Source organism: Desulfobulbus rhabdoformis, assembly GCF_016919065.1.
GTDB lineage: Bacteria > Desulfobacterota > Desulfobulbia > Desulfobulbales > Desulfobulbaceae > Desulfobulbus > Desulfobulbus rhabdoformis.
Window position 1 is genome coordinate 53,060 of record NZ_JAFFQA010000029.1, and the last position, 17,642, is coordinate 70,701.

The 17,642-nt window shown below is 51.9% G+C and carries 12 protein-coding genes and 1 rRNA gene; 5 read left to right on the forward strand and 8 right to left on the reverse strand.

Annotated elements, in window-relative coordinates; translation table 11 throughout:
* Positions 1-5: 5 nt before the first annotated feature.
* Together JWJ90_RS15170 and fusA are read right to left on the reverse strand one after the other, a co-directional pair.
* Positions 6-521, reverse strand: a complete 516-nt coding sequence (locus tag JWJ90_RS15170; protein ID WP_205228083.1) for a MogA/MoaB family molybdenum cofactor biosynthesis protein — start codon at positions 519-521, stop codon at positions 6-8.
* Positions 522-525: 4 nt separating this feature from the next.
* Positions 526-2,595 (reverse strand): elongation factor G, encoded by a 2,070-nt coding sequence (gene fusA, locus JWJ90_RS15175; protein WP_205228084.1) that lies wholly within the window; start codon positions 2,593-2,595, stop codon positions 526-528.
* A gap of 366 nt (positions 2,596-2,961) precedes the next feature.
* Between fusA and murJ the strand changes: the two genes are divergently transcribed.
* The gene (gene murJ, locus JWJ90_RS15180; protein ID WP_205228085.1) at positions 2,962-4,569 is read left to right on the forward strand and encodes a murein biosynthesis integral membrane protein MurJ; all 1,608 of its coding nucleotides are present in this window, start codon (positions 2,962-2,964) and stop codon (positions 4,567-4,569) included.
* Between the two features lie 252 nt (positions 4,570-4,821).
* Here murJ and JWJ90_RS15185 read toward each other — a convergent pair whose 3' ends face one another.
* From JWJ90_RS15185 to JWJ90_RS15195, 3 genes are read right to left on the reverse strand one after another with little or no spacing between them, the layout of a single operon-like run.
* The gene (locus JWJ90_RS15185; protein WP_205228086.1) at positions 4,822-5,559 is read right to left on the reverse strand and encodes a 16S rRNA (uracil(1498)-N(3))-methyltransferase; all 738 of its coding nucleotides are present in this window, start codon (positions 5,557-5,559) and stop codon (positions 4,822-4,824) included.
* A gap of 10 nt (positions 5,560-5,569) precedes the next feature.
* Entirely contained in the window at positions 5,570-6,826 is a 1,257-nt protein-coding gene (locus JWJ90_RS15190) for a diaminopimelate decarboxylase (protein ID WP_205228087.1), read from the reverse strand.
* A 20-nt stretch (positions 6,827-6,846) separates the two neighbouring features.
* Positions 6,847-7,302 (reverse strand): Lrp/AsnC family transcriptional regulator, encoded by a 456-nt coding sequence (locus JWJ90_RS15195; protein WP_205228088.1) that lies wholly within the window; start codon positions 7,300-7,302, stop codon positions 6,847-6,849.
* Between the two features lie 303 nt (positions 7,303-7,605).
* Here JWJ90_RS15195 and JWJ90_RS15200 point away from each other — a divergent pair, with 303 nt between their 5' ends.
* From JWJ90_RS15200 to JWJ90_RS15210, 3 genes are all read left to right on the forward strand, one after another.
* Entirely contained in the window at positions 7,606-8,922 is a 1,317-nt protein-coding gene (locus JWJ90_RS15200; protein WP_205228089.1) for a 3-deoxy-D-manno-octulosonic acid transferase, read from the forward strand.
* A 3-nt stretch (positions 8,923-8,925) separates the two neighbouring features.
* Positions 8,926-11,508, forward strand: coding sequence for a DNA internalization-related competence protein ComEC/Rec2 (locus JWJ90_RS15205; protein ID WP_205228090.1), 2,583 nt, complete (start codon positions 8,926-8,928; stop codon positions 11,506-11,508).
* 65 nt (positions 11,509-11,573) lie between these two features.
* Entirely contained in the window at positions 11,574-12,086 is a 513-nt protein-coding gene (locus JWJ90_RS15210; RefSeq protein WP_205228091.1) for a PilZ domain-containing protein, read from the forward strand.
* A gap of 91 nt (positions 12,087-12,177) precedes the next feature.
* On the opposite strand, the gene JWJ90_RS15215 is transcribed toward JWJ90_RS15210, so the two are convergent.
* The 3 genes from JWJ90_RS15215 to selA all read right to left on the reverse strand — a co-directional run bounded on the left by JWJ90_RS15215 (position 12,178) and on the right by selA (position 17,002).
* Positions 12,178-13,260 carry a type IV pilus twitching motility protein PilT gene (locus tag JWJ90_RS15215; protein ID WP_205228092.1) on the reverse strand — a complete coding sequence of 361 codons (1,083 nt, stop codon included), beginning with the start codon at positions 13,258-13,260 and terminating at the stop codon, positions 12,178-12,180.
* A gap of 169 nt (positions 13,261-13,429) precedes the next feature.
* Positions 13,430-15,526 carry a tetratricopeptide repeat protein gene (locus JWJ90_RS15220; RefSeq protein WP_205228093.1) on the reverse strand — a complete coding sequence of 699 codons (2,097 nt, stop codon included), beginning with the start codon at positions 15,524-15,526 and terminating at the stop codon, positions 13,430-13,432.
* Positions 15,527-15,592: 66 nt separating this feature from the next.
* Positions 15,593-17,002: an L-seryl-tRNA(Sec) selenium transferase gene (selA, locus tag JWJ90_RS15225; RefSeq protein WP_205228094.1), complete on the reverse strand. Its 1,410-nt coding sequence runs from the start codon at positions 17,000-17,002 to the stop codon at positions 15,593-15,595.
* Positions 17,003-17,425: 423 nt separating this feature from the next.
* Here selA and JWJ90_RS15230 point away from each other — a divergent pair.
* Positions 17,426-17,642 (forward strand): 16S ribosomal RNA (locus JWJ90_RS15230); the annotation flags it as partial.

Below are 17,642 nucleotides of genomic sequence, written 5' to 3' on the forward strand. Positions count from 1 at the left end.
ACTTTCTAGATGATGTTTTCGCAGTCTTGTCTCCCCCCCTGCAGCTTATACAGCCCATGGGTAAGCGCCGGGAGTACTGCCTCGAGATTTTCCTTCGCCGCCTTTTTACTTCCAGGCAGATTCAAAATCAGACAGTTTTTGCGAATCCCAGCAATCCCGCGAGACCAGACCGCCTGAATCGTCTTTTCAAGACTGGCCATACGCATGGCTTCGGCAAGGCCAGGCACCTCACGCTCAATGACAGCGCGGGTGGCCTCGGGCGTCTGATCCGAAGGCGCAACACCGGTTCCGCCGGTGGTGACGATCAGATCGAGCTGCTGTTCATCCACCCAGTCTATCAGCGTTTTTTCGATCAGCGCCTGCTGATCAGGTATAATCTGGGCCAGGGCTATAGAAAAGCCCTGAGCCCGTAACATCTCCTGCAGCATAGGGCCACTGGTGTCCTCACGTTCACCACGTGAGCCTTTGTCACTCAAGGTCAGGACCCCGCATCTGTATGCCGGGGAAGTTGCCTGCGCCATACCTTTATTCCTCCGCCTTCTCCTTCTGATACTCGGCGATGATCTTCTCGGCGATCTGTGCCGGAACCTCCTCATAATGGGAGAACTGAACGGTAAAGGCACCACGTCCACCGGTCATGGAAGTCAGATCCAGGGCATAGAGTTGAATCTCCGCCTGGGGCACCTGGGCGTTAATAATCTCCGCCTTATCCGAGGAGTCCATCCCCAGTACGCGTCCCCGACGGCTGTTGAGATCGCCCATGACATCGCCGACAAAATCTTTGGGTACCCGCACCTCGACCTCCATAATCGGCTCAAGAAGAATCGGGTTGGCATCGACCACACCTTTTTTGAAGGCGAGCGAACCGGCAACCTTAAAGGCCATCTCCGAGGAGTCGACTGTATGGTAGGAACCATCAACCAGGTTCACCTTGAGGTCGACGAAAGGGTACCCTGCGATAACACCTTTTTCCATGGCCTCAAGAATACCCTTTTCAACGGCAGGCCGATACTGCTGAGGAATAACACCACCAACAATCTTATCGACAAACTCAAAATACTCGCCGCGGGCCAAGGGCTCCATCTCGATGGTACAATCGCCAAACTGACCACGTCCACCGGATTGCTTTTTATGTTTCCCCTGAACAGTGACCTTGCCTTTGAGGGTTTCACGATACGGTACGCGAGGGGCTTTAAGTTCCAACTCGACACTAAATTTACGTTTAATCTTCTCGCCAATGACCTCAAGATGCACCTGGCCCACACCGGAAATCAAGGTTTCATGGGTCTGTTGCTCACGTGTCAGTTTGAGGGTCTGATCTTCATCAAGCAGGCGGGTAATGGAGGAGAAGAGTTTTTCCTCATCGCCTTTCTTGGCGCTGACCGAGTAGGAGATAACCGTGGGCAACGGCTCGATCATGGGGTAAATGATCGGGTTGGCCTCTTCACTGAGGGTATCGCCTGTGGCGGTTTCTTTCAACTTGGCGACCGCGACAATCATTCCCGGAATGGCCTGTTCAACGGGTTTCTGCTCCTTGCCGGACATGACATACAACTGCCCGTACCGCTCGGAGGTCTCCTTATTGGCGTTATAAAAGGCATCGCCTTTCAGCGTACCGGAAAAAACGCGAAAGATCGTCAAGCGCCCGGCAAAGGGGTCTGCCATGGTCTTAAAAACAAGGGCAGAGAAAGGCTCGTCAGCTGCGGCACCGCGCTCAACCATATCGTCATTTTTGGGGTTGGTGCCGATACGGGCAGGACGCTCCGCAGGAGAAGGCAGCAGCTCCACAATGGCATCGAGAATCACACTTGAGCCCAAATTGGATAAGGCCGCACAGGCGATGACCGGGGCTATCTGAGCCTTTTTAATGGCAGCTGCCAGTCCAGATTTGAGTTCTTCGTCGGTCAGTTCCCCCTCTTCCAGGAACTTCTCAAGAAGATCGTCATCGGTTTCCGCCACATACTCCATGGCGTTCTCCCGCAGGGTGGCAACCTCCTCGGCAAGCTCGGGTGGCACATCAGTGAGGCTGGTCTTCCCCCCCTCTTCAAACATGACCGCCTTCTTACCGACAATATCAACCACGCCCTTGAAGTTATCTTCCGCTCCTATGGGCAAAAACAGAGTAACAGGATTGAGACTGGTGGTTTCCCGGATGGCATCAACCGTTTTCTGGTACTGGGCCCGCTCCCGATCCATTTTGGTGATACAGATCAGGCAGGGTAGTTCATTTTCCCGCACCAGATCGACAAATCGCTCTGTCTGAGGGCGAACGCCAAGCACCGCTCCAACGGTCAAAATGGCACTATCGGCTACAGCGGCTGCAAAGCGGCTCTCATTGAAGAAGTTATCATCACCTGGGGTATCGGTGAGAAAGATATCTTTTTTCTGCCAGGGAATCTGGTTAAAGGCAGCGCCGATGGAAATCTGGCGTTTGACTTCTTCCGGCTCAAAATCCATGGAAGAGGTTCCCTCATCAACCTTCCCCTGCCGTTTCACCACACCTGCAGTAAACAGTAAGGCCTCGGCAAGCGTCGATTTTCCACTATTGCCATGGCCAAGAATAACCACATTCCTAATCTGATGTACGTCCTGCATGGATACCTCCAGTGAATGAAACGGGTGTTGTTATAGGGGGGACAAACTTGCAAAAACTAATAAAATGAAAACTCTACATTCCAAAAAAATCAACTCATTATGGTGTGCAGCCTTCTTTTTTGTGTATTTTTTGCAAGATTTGCGATGAAGCGGCCTCCTTCCAGCCAGAAATTGACGCAAGAACTGATCACGGGGAAAGCCCCAAGAAGATGAGTTCTCACCGAAGCTCATTCGCTAACCGGTGAAAAGCCCTTTCTCTTTCCGGGCAAGAATGGTAACCATCGTGTCCACAAAAACGAGCTTTTGTTATATTCGTATTAATATTGCAAAGTCAAGTGATAACCTACTGATACCGTTGTACGATCAATGAGCGACAAAACTTCTGCCAAACCTTCCGGGGAAACCACAAAAATAGCCCGCTCAGCAGGTGCTGTCAGCGTTGCTGTCATGTGCAGCCGCGTACTGGGTCTGGTGCGTGAACAGGTCTTTGCCGGAATGTTTGGTGCGGGATTTGCCTATGATGCCTTTGTCGTTGCCTTTCGTATTCCGAACCTGTTGCGCGACCTCTTTGCTGAGGGAGCACTTTCAGCCGCCTTTGTCACCGTCTTTACCGAATACGGCACCAACAAAGGAGAGGAGGCCACCTGGCGATTAGCAGGCAATGTTCTGGTCTTTTTCACCCTCCTGATCAGCGCCTTGACCCTGATTGGGATTTATTGGGCCGAACCACTGGTGAACCTGCTGGCCCCGGACTTCGCTCTGGTTGCCGGCAAGACTGAGCTCACCGTTGGCCTGACCCGGATCATGTTCCCCTTCCTCCTCTTCGTCTCACTGGGAGCGGTGGTGATGGGGATGCTCAACACCAAGGGCAAATTTTTTGTGCCCGCCATGAGTTCTACCTTCTTTAACCTGGGCTCCATTGTTGGTGGTTTGTCGCTTGCCTTTATCCTGCCGCATTTCGGCCAGCCCGCCATTGCCGGCATGGCCTGGGGCACGCTGATTGGCGGCTGTCTGCAGCTGATGATGCAGCTGCCCACACTCTTCAAGGTTGGGTTTCGTTTATTCTTGAGTTTCAGGCCCGCTGATCCGGGACTGCGACGCATACTGCTCTTGATGCTGCCCGCCACCATCGGTCTTTCCGCCACCCAGATAAACATCTTTGTGAATACAAACTTTGCCGCCAGCTGCGCCCAAGGATCGGTCTCCTGGCTCAACTACGCCTTCCGTCTGGTGCAGTTGCCCATTGGTGTTTTTGGAGTGGCCCTTTCCATCGCGGTGATGCCGGTGCTGGCAAAACAGGCAGCCCAAAAAGATCTCACCAGCCTCAAAGAGACTTTTACCTCCTCCCTGGTGTTGGTCTTCTCCCTGGCGATTCCAGCCACTGCCGGATTGGTCATGCTCGCCGAGCCGATTATCCGCCTCATCTTTGAACATGGAGCCTTCAGCACCTTTGACACCTCTCAAACCGCCGATGCCCTCGCCTTTTATGCGGTAGGTCTTTTTGCCTACTCCGCCATCAAGGTGATGGTGCCGGTCTTCTATGCGATCGGCAATACCAAGTTTCCGGTAATCGGCTCCTTCATAGGCGTGGCAGCCAATATCCTCACCATTACCCTGGTGATTGATTTTCTCCAGCACCGGGGGATAGCCCTGTCCACCTCCTGCGCCATGATTCTCAACTTTCTTTTCTTAAGTTTGATTCTCTACCGCAAGCTGGGGGGATATCCCCTTGGATATGTCCTGAAAGGAGTGGGTAAGATTATCCTGGCAACCGCTTGTATGGGGGGATGGATTCTGCTGCTCAAGCTGGGGCTGGGAGACTGGATGACAGGCAATATGGGAATGCAGATTGTTACCCTTGGCGTGGTGATTTCTACATCGATGGGTGTCTATGCGGTGGGGTTGCAGGTTCTTGGGCTGCCGGAGTTTACTCTGCTCACCGATAAGGTGCACAGCCGATTTGGTCGGAGATAAATAACGATAGACAAAAGATGTAACGTTAGTGGGGCGGTGAATAGATAATAAGAGGACACATAGTCCTCTCTATCGACACCGATTGTCGCGGGCATGGCCACGCTCCTACAAGCCCTCAAATTCTACATCTTTTCGAGACTCTACAATAAGTGAGATCCGCTGAAGTGTTCATAGGCGCACATATTGGGACACTCGTGTTTTTCCGCTAGAGTACAACTCTGCGGGAAAGCGCGAGCGTCCGAAAATGGGTGCCTATGGACGCTTAATTTCATATAGAAGGTGGAGCTGTGCTAGCAATGCTACTACTGCGGTATCTACATGCAGGATACGATTTCCCATGGTGAAACCATAAAACCCCTGCTCGGCAAAACAGTCCAGCTCATAATCTGACCACCCCCCCTCGGGGCCCACCGCAAGCAAGAGCCGCTGCCCCGGCTCGCCACTCACTGGCATCCCGCTCAGGGTGCCGCTGCCGCCAGGATCGGCAATCAGCCCCTGCCCTTCCAAGGTTGGGACAACATCTTCGATAAAGGGTTTGAAACGGTTATGAATACGTACTTCAGGCAGGTGCGTATCCATGGCCTGCTCCATCCCTTCCAGAAGAAGGCCACGAATTTTCTCCGACTCCAGCACCGGGGAATGAAAAAAGGATTTTTCCACCCTGCGAGAACGGATGAGATGGAACCGCCGCACTCCTAGCACGGTCGCCTGCTTCAGAATACGCTGGAGCATGATCGGCCTTGGCAGAGCCAGGATCAATTCGATGTGGAGATCGGTTACCGCCTCATGGCTAAGCTCCACAGCCAGACGAACAGCCCCAGACTCTACAGCAAGCACGCGCCCGGTGCCCATCATGCCTGCAACCATGCCCACGCGTACGGTATCACCCGGCTCGACCTTGAGGACCTTGCGCAAATGCTCTGCCCGACGTCCGGTAAGGGCGACCTCTCCCGCCACCATCTCTTCGGGCTCAATGAGTAGGAGATTCACTCACAGCTCCTTACAGACTCAGCACCTTTTCCTCAAACGTAAGGGTGGCAAAGTAATCTTCCGGCGTTTCCTCCCGACGAATCAGGCTTACCGTTCCTTCCGCCCCTAAAAGCAGCTCCTGGGGCCGCATCTTGGCATTGTAATTAAAGCCCATGGCATGCCCATGCGCTCCGGTGTCCTGGAGAATGAGCAAATCGCCCTCATCGATTTTGGGCAAGGTGCGCTCAACGGCAAATTTATCGTTATTCTCGCAGAGCGAGCCAACCACATCCACCACCTCGGTCTCGCCCCCCTCTTTCCCAAGGACATCAATATGATGATAGGCCCCATACACCCCAGGGCGCATAAGAGCTGACATGCAGGCATCAACACCCACATAAGTGCGATAAATCTCTTTGCGGTTAATGGCCTTGGTGACCAATACCCCATGGGGGCCGGTCATATAACGACCGCTTTCCATGTAGAGTGCCGGGCAATACCCCTGCTGCTCTTTGAAGCTCAAAAACAGTTCGGTGATCTCTTTGCCCATGGCCTCGATATTGAGGGGGTCAGCATCCGGCTGGTAAGGAATGCCCAAGCCGCCACCGATGTTGATGAACTCAAAGGTAATATCCAGCTCTTTACCCAAGGTCTCAACAAGCTCCAGGAGCATGGCCGCCGTCTGCACCATGTAGCTGTAGTTAAGCTCATTGGAGGCAAGCATGGTGTGCAGGCCAAATCGTTTTGCTCCTCTGGACTTGGCCTTACGGTAGGCCTCTGCAATCTGCTCGTGACTGACACCGTATTTGGCCTCAATCGGCTTCCCGATAATATCATTGCCCGTACGGCGATTACCAGGATTGTAGCGAAAACAGATCAACTCCGGCATGCTGGGCACCTTGTCAATCAGGGAGATGTCATCCAGATTGAGAATACAGCCCCCATCGGCCGCGGCCATGGCAAAGTCGGTCTGACTGGTATTATTGGAGGTGAACATGATGTCTTCTCCCTTGGCGCCCTGCTGACGGGTCAGCATCAACTCCGGGACCGAGCTGCAGTCAAAGCCAAAGCCCATATCCTGCATCAAAGCCAGTACGGACGGGTTGGGCAAGGCTTTCACCGCATAATATTCACGAAACACGGGAATTCCGGCAAAGGCATCCTTCACCTGCTGCCCGGTTGCACGAATTCCCGCTTCATCGTAGATGTGAAAGGGTGTGCCGTAATGGGCGGCAATGTTTTCCAGATGGGGAAAAAGTCTGTCTTTAAAGGCTTGGGACATGGGCATAACGAAATCCTCTATATTCTTTATCCGCGAATCGGAATCCGCGCGGTTTCTTTATAGGTTTGTAAAACGGTCGAGGTCTGGGTTGCGCTGACCTCCTGAATCACGGCAATCTTTTCACGGATGATCGTTGCCAGTTCACGTGTGTCGGCTACACGAAGTTTGACCAGGTAACCATCCTCACCGGCTATATAGTGCACTTCCTGGACTTCAGCGATCTCAGCCAGTCGTTGACCAACTTCGGGCGAATCCCCCACAGTGCTGGTCTGCACTTTAATAAAGGCAATCTGGCGATAATCAAACTGCTCGGGATTGAGGCGAACCTCATAGCCATCAATAAAACCCTGCCGCTCCAGCTTGCGAATCCGTTCCAGCACAGCAGAGGGAGCCATTTCCACCTGACGCGCCACCTCTACATTGGGAATACGAGCTTTCTCCTGAAGAATCTTTAATATTTTCAGGCTAATATCATCAAGCATCTTCACTTCCTTTGGGCTCCATTTCGGCAGTCTTCTTCGCAATTATGCGTTGATTTCTGCAATGTAATACCGACAAATGCCCACATCAAGAATAAAATTCAGCTTCAACGTATTTTTTCTTTCACATTTTCTGATTAATAGAATTATTCAAACAATAATTCTCTGAACAAGAGCAAGCAATGAATAATCAACGAAGAAAAATCATTCCTAAAACGCCTTTCTTCTTCGACAGTTAGACACGCTCCTGGTATGACTAAGAGAAGTAAACTAAAATTTCCCTTCACTTTCACCCACACATCCTGCATGCCGTTTATTCGCCCATTCTATTATGCTCTCAGCAGTCTCGCTCTGGTCTGCCTTGTGCCGCTGCTTCCTGTTATTGCCTGCAAAACCAAATATCGAAAACGTATTTTTAACCGGCTTGGCTTTGGTCTCCACCAAAAGCTCAGAAACACACCTCAAAAAACCGGCTCCACCATCTGGATACATGCCCTCTCTGTAGGAGAGGTAACCTCAGCCCTTCCGCTGATTCGAGAACTTCGCAAAACGCAGAAAGACGCCCTACTCATCTTTTCAGCCACCACCAGCTCTGGCGCTGCGATTGCCAGCTCTATTATTGCGCCCCATGTGGATTGCCTTATCGCCGCCCCCTTAGACCTGGGTCCCGTCGTCCCCTATTACCTGCGTTGCATTGCCCCGGATCTCTTTATTCAGATAGAGACCGATTTTTGGCCCCACTGGCTGGCCTGTATGCAGCAAAAATCTATCCCCACCCTGTTAGTCAACGGACGCATTTCAGGCACATCTTTCCAGCGATATAAACGGTTTCAGTGGCTCTTTGCCCCCATGTTCAACACGTTCAGCCTGCTTTCCATGCAAACGAAAAACGACGCCCAAAAAATGCGGGCTCTTGGCCTGGCACCTGAGAAAATTCTCACTCTGGGAAACTTAAAATTTGATACCTTCCTGCAGGATGCAGCAGGAAAAACAAATAAAGCTGAGCAGATGCGTCAGGAATTTGGCTTTGCTCCCCAGGCTCCCTTGTGGATCTGCGGCTCCACGCATCCTGGTGAGGAAACCGTTGTGCTGCAGCTCTATAAACGCTTGCGGGAAACGGTGGATGGACTTCAGCTTCTCCTGGCCCCCCGTAATATTGAACGAACTGGGGAGATAGTGAAAATTGCGCAGCAATTAGGTCTCACATGCAGGCGACGCACTGATCCCCCCATACATTCTGGGCCAGTCCTTATTCTCAATACCATTGGTGAGTTGGCTACCTGTTACCAGATGGGCGATGTTGCCTTTGTCGGTGGGAGTCTGATAGACTTTGGAGGCCACAATCCGCTGGAACCCGCCTCTGCGGGAATCCCCATTTTCGTTGGCCCCCACACCGAAGACTTTTCCGAGATTACCCAGGGGTTGGTCGAGGCGGGCGGGATATTTCAATCGGGTCAGGAAGAAGAAATCGCGAAGTGGCTCCTACAGGTTCTGACCAAAGAGGAAATTCGGCATACTATTGGCGCCCGGGCGGCCCATTGGATTGCTGCCCACCGGGGCGTGGTTGCCCGTCATCTTGAGGTGATTGACATGCTGCTTTCCTCACGTAACACCGAGCAGTAGTCCATGCAGAGACTGTTGGGTGTCTGCTCGCATCATCTCCTGGTTCTGATCACCCTCTTTTTTCTGGCAGGGGCAATAACTGCACGATGGTTGGCAGAACACGGGCAGGCATTCTCTGCATCAGCCTTGCTGCTGCCCCTGTTATTGCCTCTCGTGCTGGCCCTATTTCTTTCCCCAAAAAACAAAATCCTGCTCCCCCTTCCCTTCTTTTTTCTGGTTGGTTTGCTGCATACAACCCAAGGCCTTCACCTTCCAATCGATCCCCAGCATATTGTCCAGCAGATGCCCACCAAGGCTGAAGCGACTGTGGTGGGTAGGCTGATCAGTATGCCGGAATTCAACGGTACGACAACCCGCTGTGTGCTTGCATGCGAGGCCCTGCTCAAAAAAGAGGCCCCAGAAAAAAATTTCCAGCCGATCCATGGACGTTTGCGGCTCACGATTGCGGGTGAGCTGACCCCCTCAATCATGGCAGGAGACCTGCTGATGGTGCGGGCAACCATTGATCGGCTTCACCGCTATCAGACTCCGGGAGCATTTAACTACCCTCTGCAGATGGCTGTGCGGGGAATCTATAATTCCGCCTGGGTAACTTCCCAAGCGGCAGTCGAGCAAATCTTCCCGGCAGACCGCCAACAAAGCCTTGTTGCCGCCGTTGGCGAACTTCGTTTCTTCCCCCAGCGAACTCGACAACAGATAGCAGCCTTTATCGCACAAACGCTGCCCCAGGAGCAGGCAGGAGTCTACCAGGCTTTACTCACAGGTACACTTGTACGAATTCCATCCCAGATCCTTGAACTGTTCAAAGCAGGAGGCACCTTCCATCTCCTGGCAATTTCCGGCTTGCACTTCAGCTTAATTGGCCTCTTTTGCCTGGGGACAATTCAGTTTTTATTGAAACGCAGCCAGTGGTTACTCAATCACACCCATGTCCCCAGCCTTGCCTTACTCCTCACCGCCCCCCTTCTCCTGCTTTATGGTTGTATCGCCGGACTCAACCTCCCAGCCCTCCGTGCCCTGATAACCGCACTGCTCGTGCTAACCGCGGTCTTACTTCGACGTCAGCGTTCGCTGCTGCCACTGATCTCCGGAGCGGCCCTGTTTGTTCTTGCCCTACGGCCCCTGGCCCTGTTCACCGCCTCGTTCCAACTGTCTTTTGCAGCGGTCCTGGCAATCAACCTGATCTCCCCCAAACTTCCCATTTTCAACGCAACTGATCCAGACGCACCGCAATGGCAACGGGGACTGATACGCCTACTGCAAACGGTGCAGTCGATGTTCTATGTTTCCCTTGCTGCCACCGCCGGCACCCTGCCCATTCTTCTTCTCCACTTCAACCGAGTTTCGCTGGTCAGCCCATTCACCAACCTGATCATCGAGCCCCTGCTCTGCCTTTGGGCGCTGCCCTGGGGACTTGTCAGTGTCTTTTTCATGTTTACTTCGCCACAACTGGCCCAGTGGTGTTTACAACTGGGTAGCTGGGGAGTGGAGACAGCGATCGACCTTTTAACTCTGCTTCACCCCCTCCCCCATCTTTCATGGTGGACTGTTACCCCCACCACCATGGAAATGTGTCTTTATTATTTTTTGCTCTGGCTGCTCATTGCCAGACCGCCCCTTCCCCACCGGCTTGTGTGCAGCGGAGGGCTCGCGCTCACCCTGCTCCTTTCCTCTATATTTTTCCCCTGGAACGGAGGTGTCGGGGAGAGGCTGCATATTGACTACCTTGATGTGGGACAGGGTACATCAACGCTGATTCGAGCACCCGAAGGAGAAACCATCCTGCTTGATGGTGGAGGGTATCAGAGTGCTCGCTTCAACGTTGGCGAATCGCTGATCGCACCTTTCCTTTGGCAGCAGCGGATTCGTCACCTGGACCGGATCATCATCACCCATCCCCATGGAGATCATTACAACGGTTTGCCTTTTATTCTCAGCCATTTTCAGCCTAAGGTGCTGGTGGTCAATGGCGATCACGGACAGGAACACGCCTACACGGAACTCTTAGCTCAGGCTCGTCGCCAGGGTATAGAAATCAGACAGCTCAGCGCTGGCGACATCCTCTACCAAGACTCACAGGTACAGCTTGCCTGTCTGGGAATGCCAGGCTTACCCGAGCAGCAGCCCTGGGATACGAACGACCGCAGCCTGGTCCTCCTTCTTCAGCATTACAACCAGCGATTTCTGTTCCCAGCGGATATCGGTTTTGCAAGTGAACAGGTTCTTTTAAGGAGCAAGGCCGATCTCGAAGCAACCGTGCTGCTTGCACCCCACCATGGAAGCCGGGGCTCTTCTTCTGATGCGTTTATCGATGCAGTGGATCCTCAATGGATTATTGTTTCCTCAGGCAGAAATCGTTGGGGTGTGCTCCCTGCAAAAGAACATGTGGAACGCTGGCAAAAAGAAAAAAGAATCCTGCTGACAACGGCAATAGAGGGTACGATCCAGGTCACGAATACCCCAAAAGCCCTGCGCGCCAGAACTTTTAACGGAATGCAGCTCCAAGCAAATGGAGCACCCCCCCATTTTCCACCGCAAAAGAGGAACTTGAAAGCTCTCAGCAATCCGAGTATGCTCATTTATTAAAAAATGACTATCCTACCTGAGGTTCCCCAGAGGGGGGCCTGGAAAAACTGTGGAGAGCAACCCAAATGATGGTGCTTGGTAAAAAATGCCCCTCTTGCGGTGGACGCCATTTAAGAAAACGACCATCTCTAGCCCGACTCGCCTCATTTCCCACAGCCCGTGCTTATGCCTGCAGCGAGTGTCGGCAACAGTTGGTTTTTCTCTTCCCTTTTTCTGTTGGCGTGGATAACCGTCACTCCGTACGCAAGCAGATGCCACCTTTTTTTCTGGTTCGCATCAGTGGCACCAACAATCAGTACGCGCGGATCAACAACTTAAGTGAAGGCGGTATGTGTTTCCAGCAACAGTATAATGCCCCTCCCCTGCCCGGTCCTCAACTCTCGCTTGACCTCTACAACTGCAACGACGGCTCCTCTCTGGAACAGTTGTCTGCGGAGATTGTCGCCACCAATGATGGCTTTCAGGAGCAGGATGGGCAGAAGACCTCCAACGTCAAATACTCTGCCCGTTTCACCCATCTGACCCAGGCGCAGCGCAAAGTACTTTGCAACTGTCTGGAGCAATACGGAACGGCATAAGCAACGCTTTCACATCTGCTAAAAAAAACGGGCCGTGACTCTCTTACCCAGAGTCACGGCCCGTTTGCTTCTTGTCTTTAGGATATCTTGATCAGATCTCGGTAAAATCAGAGGGTTGATGTCGCAGGAACTTGGCAAAGCGCGCCTTCTCATAGCAGTTTGAGTAGGCATCCTCGGCGCTGATCTTTTTCTTTTCCAAAAGTTCAAAAATCGCGTCATCCAAGGTCTGCATGCCAAATTTCTTCCCGGTCTGCATGATGGAAGGAATCTGGTAGGTCTTGTTTTCACGAATCAGGTTTCGAACCGCAGGCGTACAAACCAGAATCTCCAGTGCCGCTACCCGCCCCTTGATATCAACCCGCTTAAACAACGTCTGGGAAACTACGGCCCGCAGTGCATCCGCCAAGGTGGAACGAACCTGCCCCTGCTGATTAGCTGGAAAAATCTCCACCACACGATCCACGGTTTTCATGGCGTTGATGGTATGCAAGGTGCCGAAAACCAGGTGACCGGTCATGGACGCCTCCATGGCCAAAGCGATGGTTTCCAGATCGCGCATCTCACCAACGAGAATGATATCCGGATCTTCACGCAGGGCCCCCCTCAAGGCCGTTGAGAAGCTTGAGGTATGAGTACCGACCTCTCTGTGATTCACTATACAATTCTGGCTTTTATGAACGAACTCGATGGGATCCTCAATGGTGAGGATATGATCCTTTCGGGTCTTGTTACATTCATCGATGATGGCAGCCAGGGTGGTTGATTTACCTGAACCGGTGGGCCCGGTCACCAGCACCAGCCCTTTAGGTAAAGCTGCCAGACGGGAAACCACTTTGGGCAGACCGAGCTGATCGCAGGTGAGAATATCACTTGGGATTTCACGGAACACTGCCCCAATGCCATACTTCTGCTGAAAAAAGTTACAGCGGTAACGGGCCAGGCCCGGAATCTCATACCCAAAGTCGAGATCACCGGTCTCTTCAAAAATCTTGATTTTGTCCTCAGGGCATATCTCATAGAGCATACTCTTGAGGGCTTCATTATCCATGACTTTGAACTTCACCCTCTCCATGTCACCACGGATACGAAGCACAGGTTGTTGCCCGGCCATCATGTGGAGATCCGAAGCACCTTCGTCATTCATTAATTTAAAAAACGCATCTATCTGGGCCATAGCCAGCCGCTCCTTTATCTGCTACTTGGCACATATCCTTGTCCGTACTATCACTCTACCGCTGCCATTGATTCTATCAAATCACTCGATAATCACGGCATAGTTTTTTAAAGAGCAATGGAATAAAGCTGATGCGAAAAAAATCTGAACCTGTGATTCATGGTACAAATCAAAGTGCAGCCAATGCCGAACTCGCCCGCTCCTGCAGCCCCTCTGTGCACTGCTTGAGATCTGCTGCCCGTTGCAGGTATTTTTTTGCCATTTTGGTCTTGCCCATGGCCGCATAAACAAGCCCTAACTGAATTACACCGGCAACATGAGAACGCTGGAGGCTCAGACAGTGTTTACAGGCTTCCAAAGCCTGCTCAAGCATGGAGGCATGGGTGTAGGCGCGTCCCAGGCGATACCAGTGATCCGGGTTAAAATTATCCAGCGCCAGAGCCTTGGTACAAAAGGATAAGCCCAACTCCTCCCCTTCTCCCTGCTCGACATACAAAAGCCCCAGAACACTCAAGGAGACATTGTCCTGAGGAAAAAGACGTAGAGCTCTTTGGCATGCGGTCATGGCTTTGTCCGGTTGTCCATTTTCCATAGCGCAAAGTCCCAATAAACGAAAAAGAAGAAATTCCTGCTCGCTCCCAGGGCGCAATGACCACTGATCCAGCACTCGCAAGGCTTTCTCAAAGCTCGCGGACTCGGTATACAGGCGGGCCAGAGGTAGAAAAAGCTCCTGCCCTGCCGCCTCTTCTTTACCATGGGCTGCAAAGGCCGCTTCAAAACAGCTCAGGGCTTTTTGTGGCTGATTCAGGGTCTGGCGAACACGCCCTAGATTGACTAGGGCCATGTAATTATAGGGTTCCTGCTGCAGAGCCTCTTCAAAACATTTAGCCGCAGCGCTTGATTGGTTGCACTCAATCAGGGTTACCCCCAGCGAGTTAATCAGATTCACATCCTCGGGAACAAGACGCAATCCCCGGCGGTATTCACGCATGGCAGCCCTATAGTCGCCCTCATCAAAAAAATAATCCCCACTGATATTTAAGCTGAGGTGATCAAAACAGACCAGGGAGCCAGGCCCCAAAAATCCGGCATGCCGTTGCGCTTTCAGACAGTTGGCGAGCACATCGTTTTTACTGAAATCAAGACAGGGGTACGAGGCCACTCCTGCATAAAAAGGATCATCGCCAAAATGTCTGCGCGCATCTTCCACCACCTCTTCAATCGTAGATTTGAATTCAGCTGAAAGTATACCTTGGAAAAAGAGCAAAACATGCTGACCATGAACCCATATCTTGCCACCTGAAAAATCGGTTTTCCCCTGAGAGCTCTGGCTCCAGGAGTTAATTGACTCCGATGGAGCCTGTGAAAAACTGATCAAACAGAGAGTGAATTGACGCTGCCGTTTCCAGAATTTTTTCCCCTGGTTAACCAGATCGGGCTCGGAGAGCACAAAGGGATGCGAGCGTTTCGACTCCAGGGTATCGATGTCACAGATCCCGAAAGGCCCACGCTTTTCGGCCAATTCCAGAGCTCGCCAGTGCCGCTCTAAATCTTGAGCACTTTCTCCCGCCACGGATCCATTCAGCTCGGCAAATCCAATCTGGATCTTACTCATTCCTTCACGGCGAAGTTGCCGCTGCAGGTGCCGCGCTGTCTTTAACGCACGGTGACGCTGGGCCAAGGGGAGAAACAACCCAAAAACACCGTAGCCAAAGGAAAAATACTGTCCCTGCCCTACAGTGGTGAGCAGGTCTGCCGTCTCTTTGAGTTTCTGCAGGTTGGCAGTGGCTGTCTTCCGGGAAAAAATTGTGTGCAGCAAAAAGAAGACTCCTGCCTGCTCCTCATGCATGGAACCGATAAACCAGTTCAGCGCTCGCCGGTTGTAAAGATCTGTCTCTGGATCCAGGGCAGCCAGGCGGATCATGACGAACTCTGCAAGAACCACCTCTCGAATCTGCTTGAGCCAGCCGGGCGACATCTTGCGTAAAAACGAGAGATCGATCTCGCTCACAACAGCAACGGCCATTTCTCTGGAGGAGAGAGGAAAGGGAAAGACCAACTGGCCGGCATCGACCCAGGGCTCCACAAGAGCATGCATCTCATCGGTTACCGGACTCCGCTCACCGGTAAGATACTCATCCAGGGGTTGCATAGCCCCATCTGTGGAAAGCGCATAGAAATCAACGGTGGACGGCAGGGGTAACTGCGCATCAATAACATCACCAAAGGGTTGATAGAGCAAAAAGAAATCGTCAAGAGTGAGCATGCGATAGTGTTCTTTGTGTTCGTTTTATATATTTTTAGAGGTTCAACAAAGTCGGGGATAAAAAAATCAGGCAGACAGGGCCTCGCCAATACTTGCAAAAAGATCCTCCTCCTCGCCTTCACTCACAGTGCGCAGGTCAATAATGAGGCGTTCATCCTCAACCCGCCCCATGACCGGAACCGTGGCAAAGCGCAAAGCCTGCTCAACCTGACTGAGCTTCATCTGCCTGGGCAGAAGAGCAACCGCCCAGCTTGCGAGGTTCTGCTCGGGAAGTGCACCCCCACCCACCTGAGAAGACACCGCACGAGCTTCAATGGTGGCACGATCAGCAAAAGCCTCCTGGCAACGCCGGCACAAACGATCGACTCGAATTTTGATGGCGTCCGCATCCATGGCGATCATGCGTAGAGTAGGGACATGTTCGATAGCCTGGGACTCATCCAGGTAGAGCCGTAAAACAGATTCCAGCGAAGAGAGGGTAAACTTATCAATGCGCAGGGCACGGTTGATGGGATTCTTTTTGATCTTTTCTATATACTCTTTTGAACCGACGATAATACCGGCCTGGGGTCCACCAAGAAGCTTGTCCCCACTGAAACTAACAATATCGATACCACTGGCAACCACCTCCTGAACGGTGGGTTCTTTGGCCAGACCAAAACGGGAAAGATCAAGCAGACAACCGGAACCAAGATCCTCCATAACGGGGAGATGATGTTTACGGCCTATGGCAACCAATTCGGGAGCCTCCACCTCACGGGTAAAACCAATCACCTTATAATTAGAACAGTGCACCTTTAATAAGAGCGCTGTTTCCTCAGTGATGGCGTTTTCGTAATCTCGCTCATGGGTTCGGTTGGTGGTTCCCACTTCAACGAGTTTCGCTCCACTACGAGCCATGATATCAGGTATACGAAAGGAACCCCCAATTTCTACAAGCTGCCCCCGGGAGACTATAACCTCCCTCCCCTTGCCCATGGTTTCGAGGGCGATAAGCACACCGGCGGCGTTATTATTGACGACAAGCGCCCCTTCGGCCCCGCTTAACTCACAGAGGAGATCCTCGACATGAGAGTAGCGGGAGCCACGCTTCCCCGTAGCAAGATTGAGCTCAAGGTTTGAATAATGGGAGGCAGCGCCAACGATGTTGCGCAAGGCAGAATCAGGGAGAAGAGAGCGCCCTAGATTGGTGTGAACAATAACCCCGGTCCCATTAATTACCCGAGTGAAACGAGGTTTGTGATAGGAGTGTACATAACGCACCAGTTCATCCAAAAAACTTTCCCGATTTAAAGCACCGTCCTGGGACAATTTCCCTTCGAGTATATTTCGTCTGGTCGTATCAAGATAAAGACGCACGCAATGTTTCAAACGGCCAATGGGGAGTTCTGACACCCCATCGGCAGCTGCAAGATGAGCTAAACAGTCGTGAACAGCGGGCAGCTGTCGGAGTAAAGAAGATGTTTTGTTTTCCATCAAAATGTCTAGATAAAAACTAAAGGGTTGATCTCAGATCATTTCCTGAGTGATCCACTCAGTCTGAGTCCATGTTACGTCAAAGCCTTAGTCGAAGGCAAATACAAAAAACCCTTTCGGGACAAAGAGTTGGATCATTTGTAGCAAAAAACGACATAGAGTAAAAGAAAGAGATTGACGAGCGGGATCAAGGCCTGTATATTGGCGCCTCGCCGCTCGCTGGCAGTAACGGCAAGCGACGGAAACGCTTGAGACCAAATAAAAAAATGGTTGACAGCGTTTCGAAAACATGATAAACTGATTGACGCAGCTTGCGGGAACGCAAGCGCTTTTGATCTTTGAAAACTGAACAGTAAGAGCGGGCCAAGTAATTTTGGTTTTTTGATTGATTAGCACCAATCATTTGTGATTGGTCAGGATATTAAACTGGAGAGTTTGATCCTGGCTCAGAACGAACGCTGGCGGCGTGCTTAACACATGCAAGTCGAACGCGAACGGGTTCTTCGGAACCTCAGTAGAGTGGCGCACGGGTGAGTAACGCGTAGATAACCTGTCTTGATGTCTGGAATAACCAGCCGAAAGGCTGACTAATACCGGATAGTCTCACTTTTTATAAGGATTGTGAGTAAAGGTGGCCTCT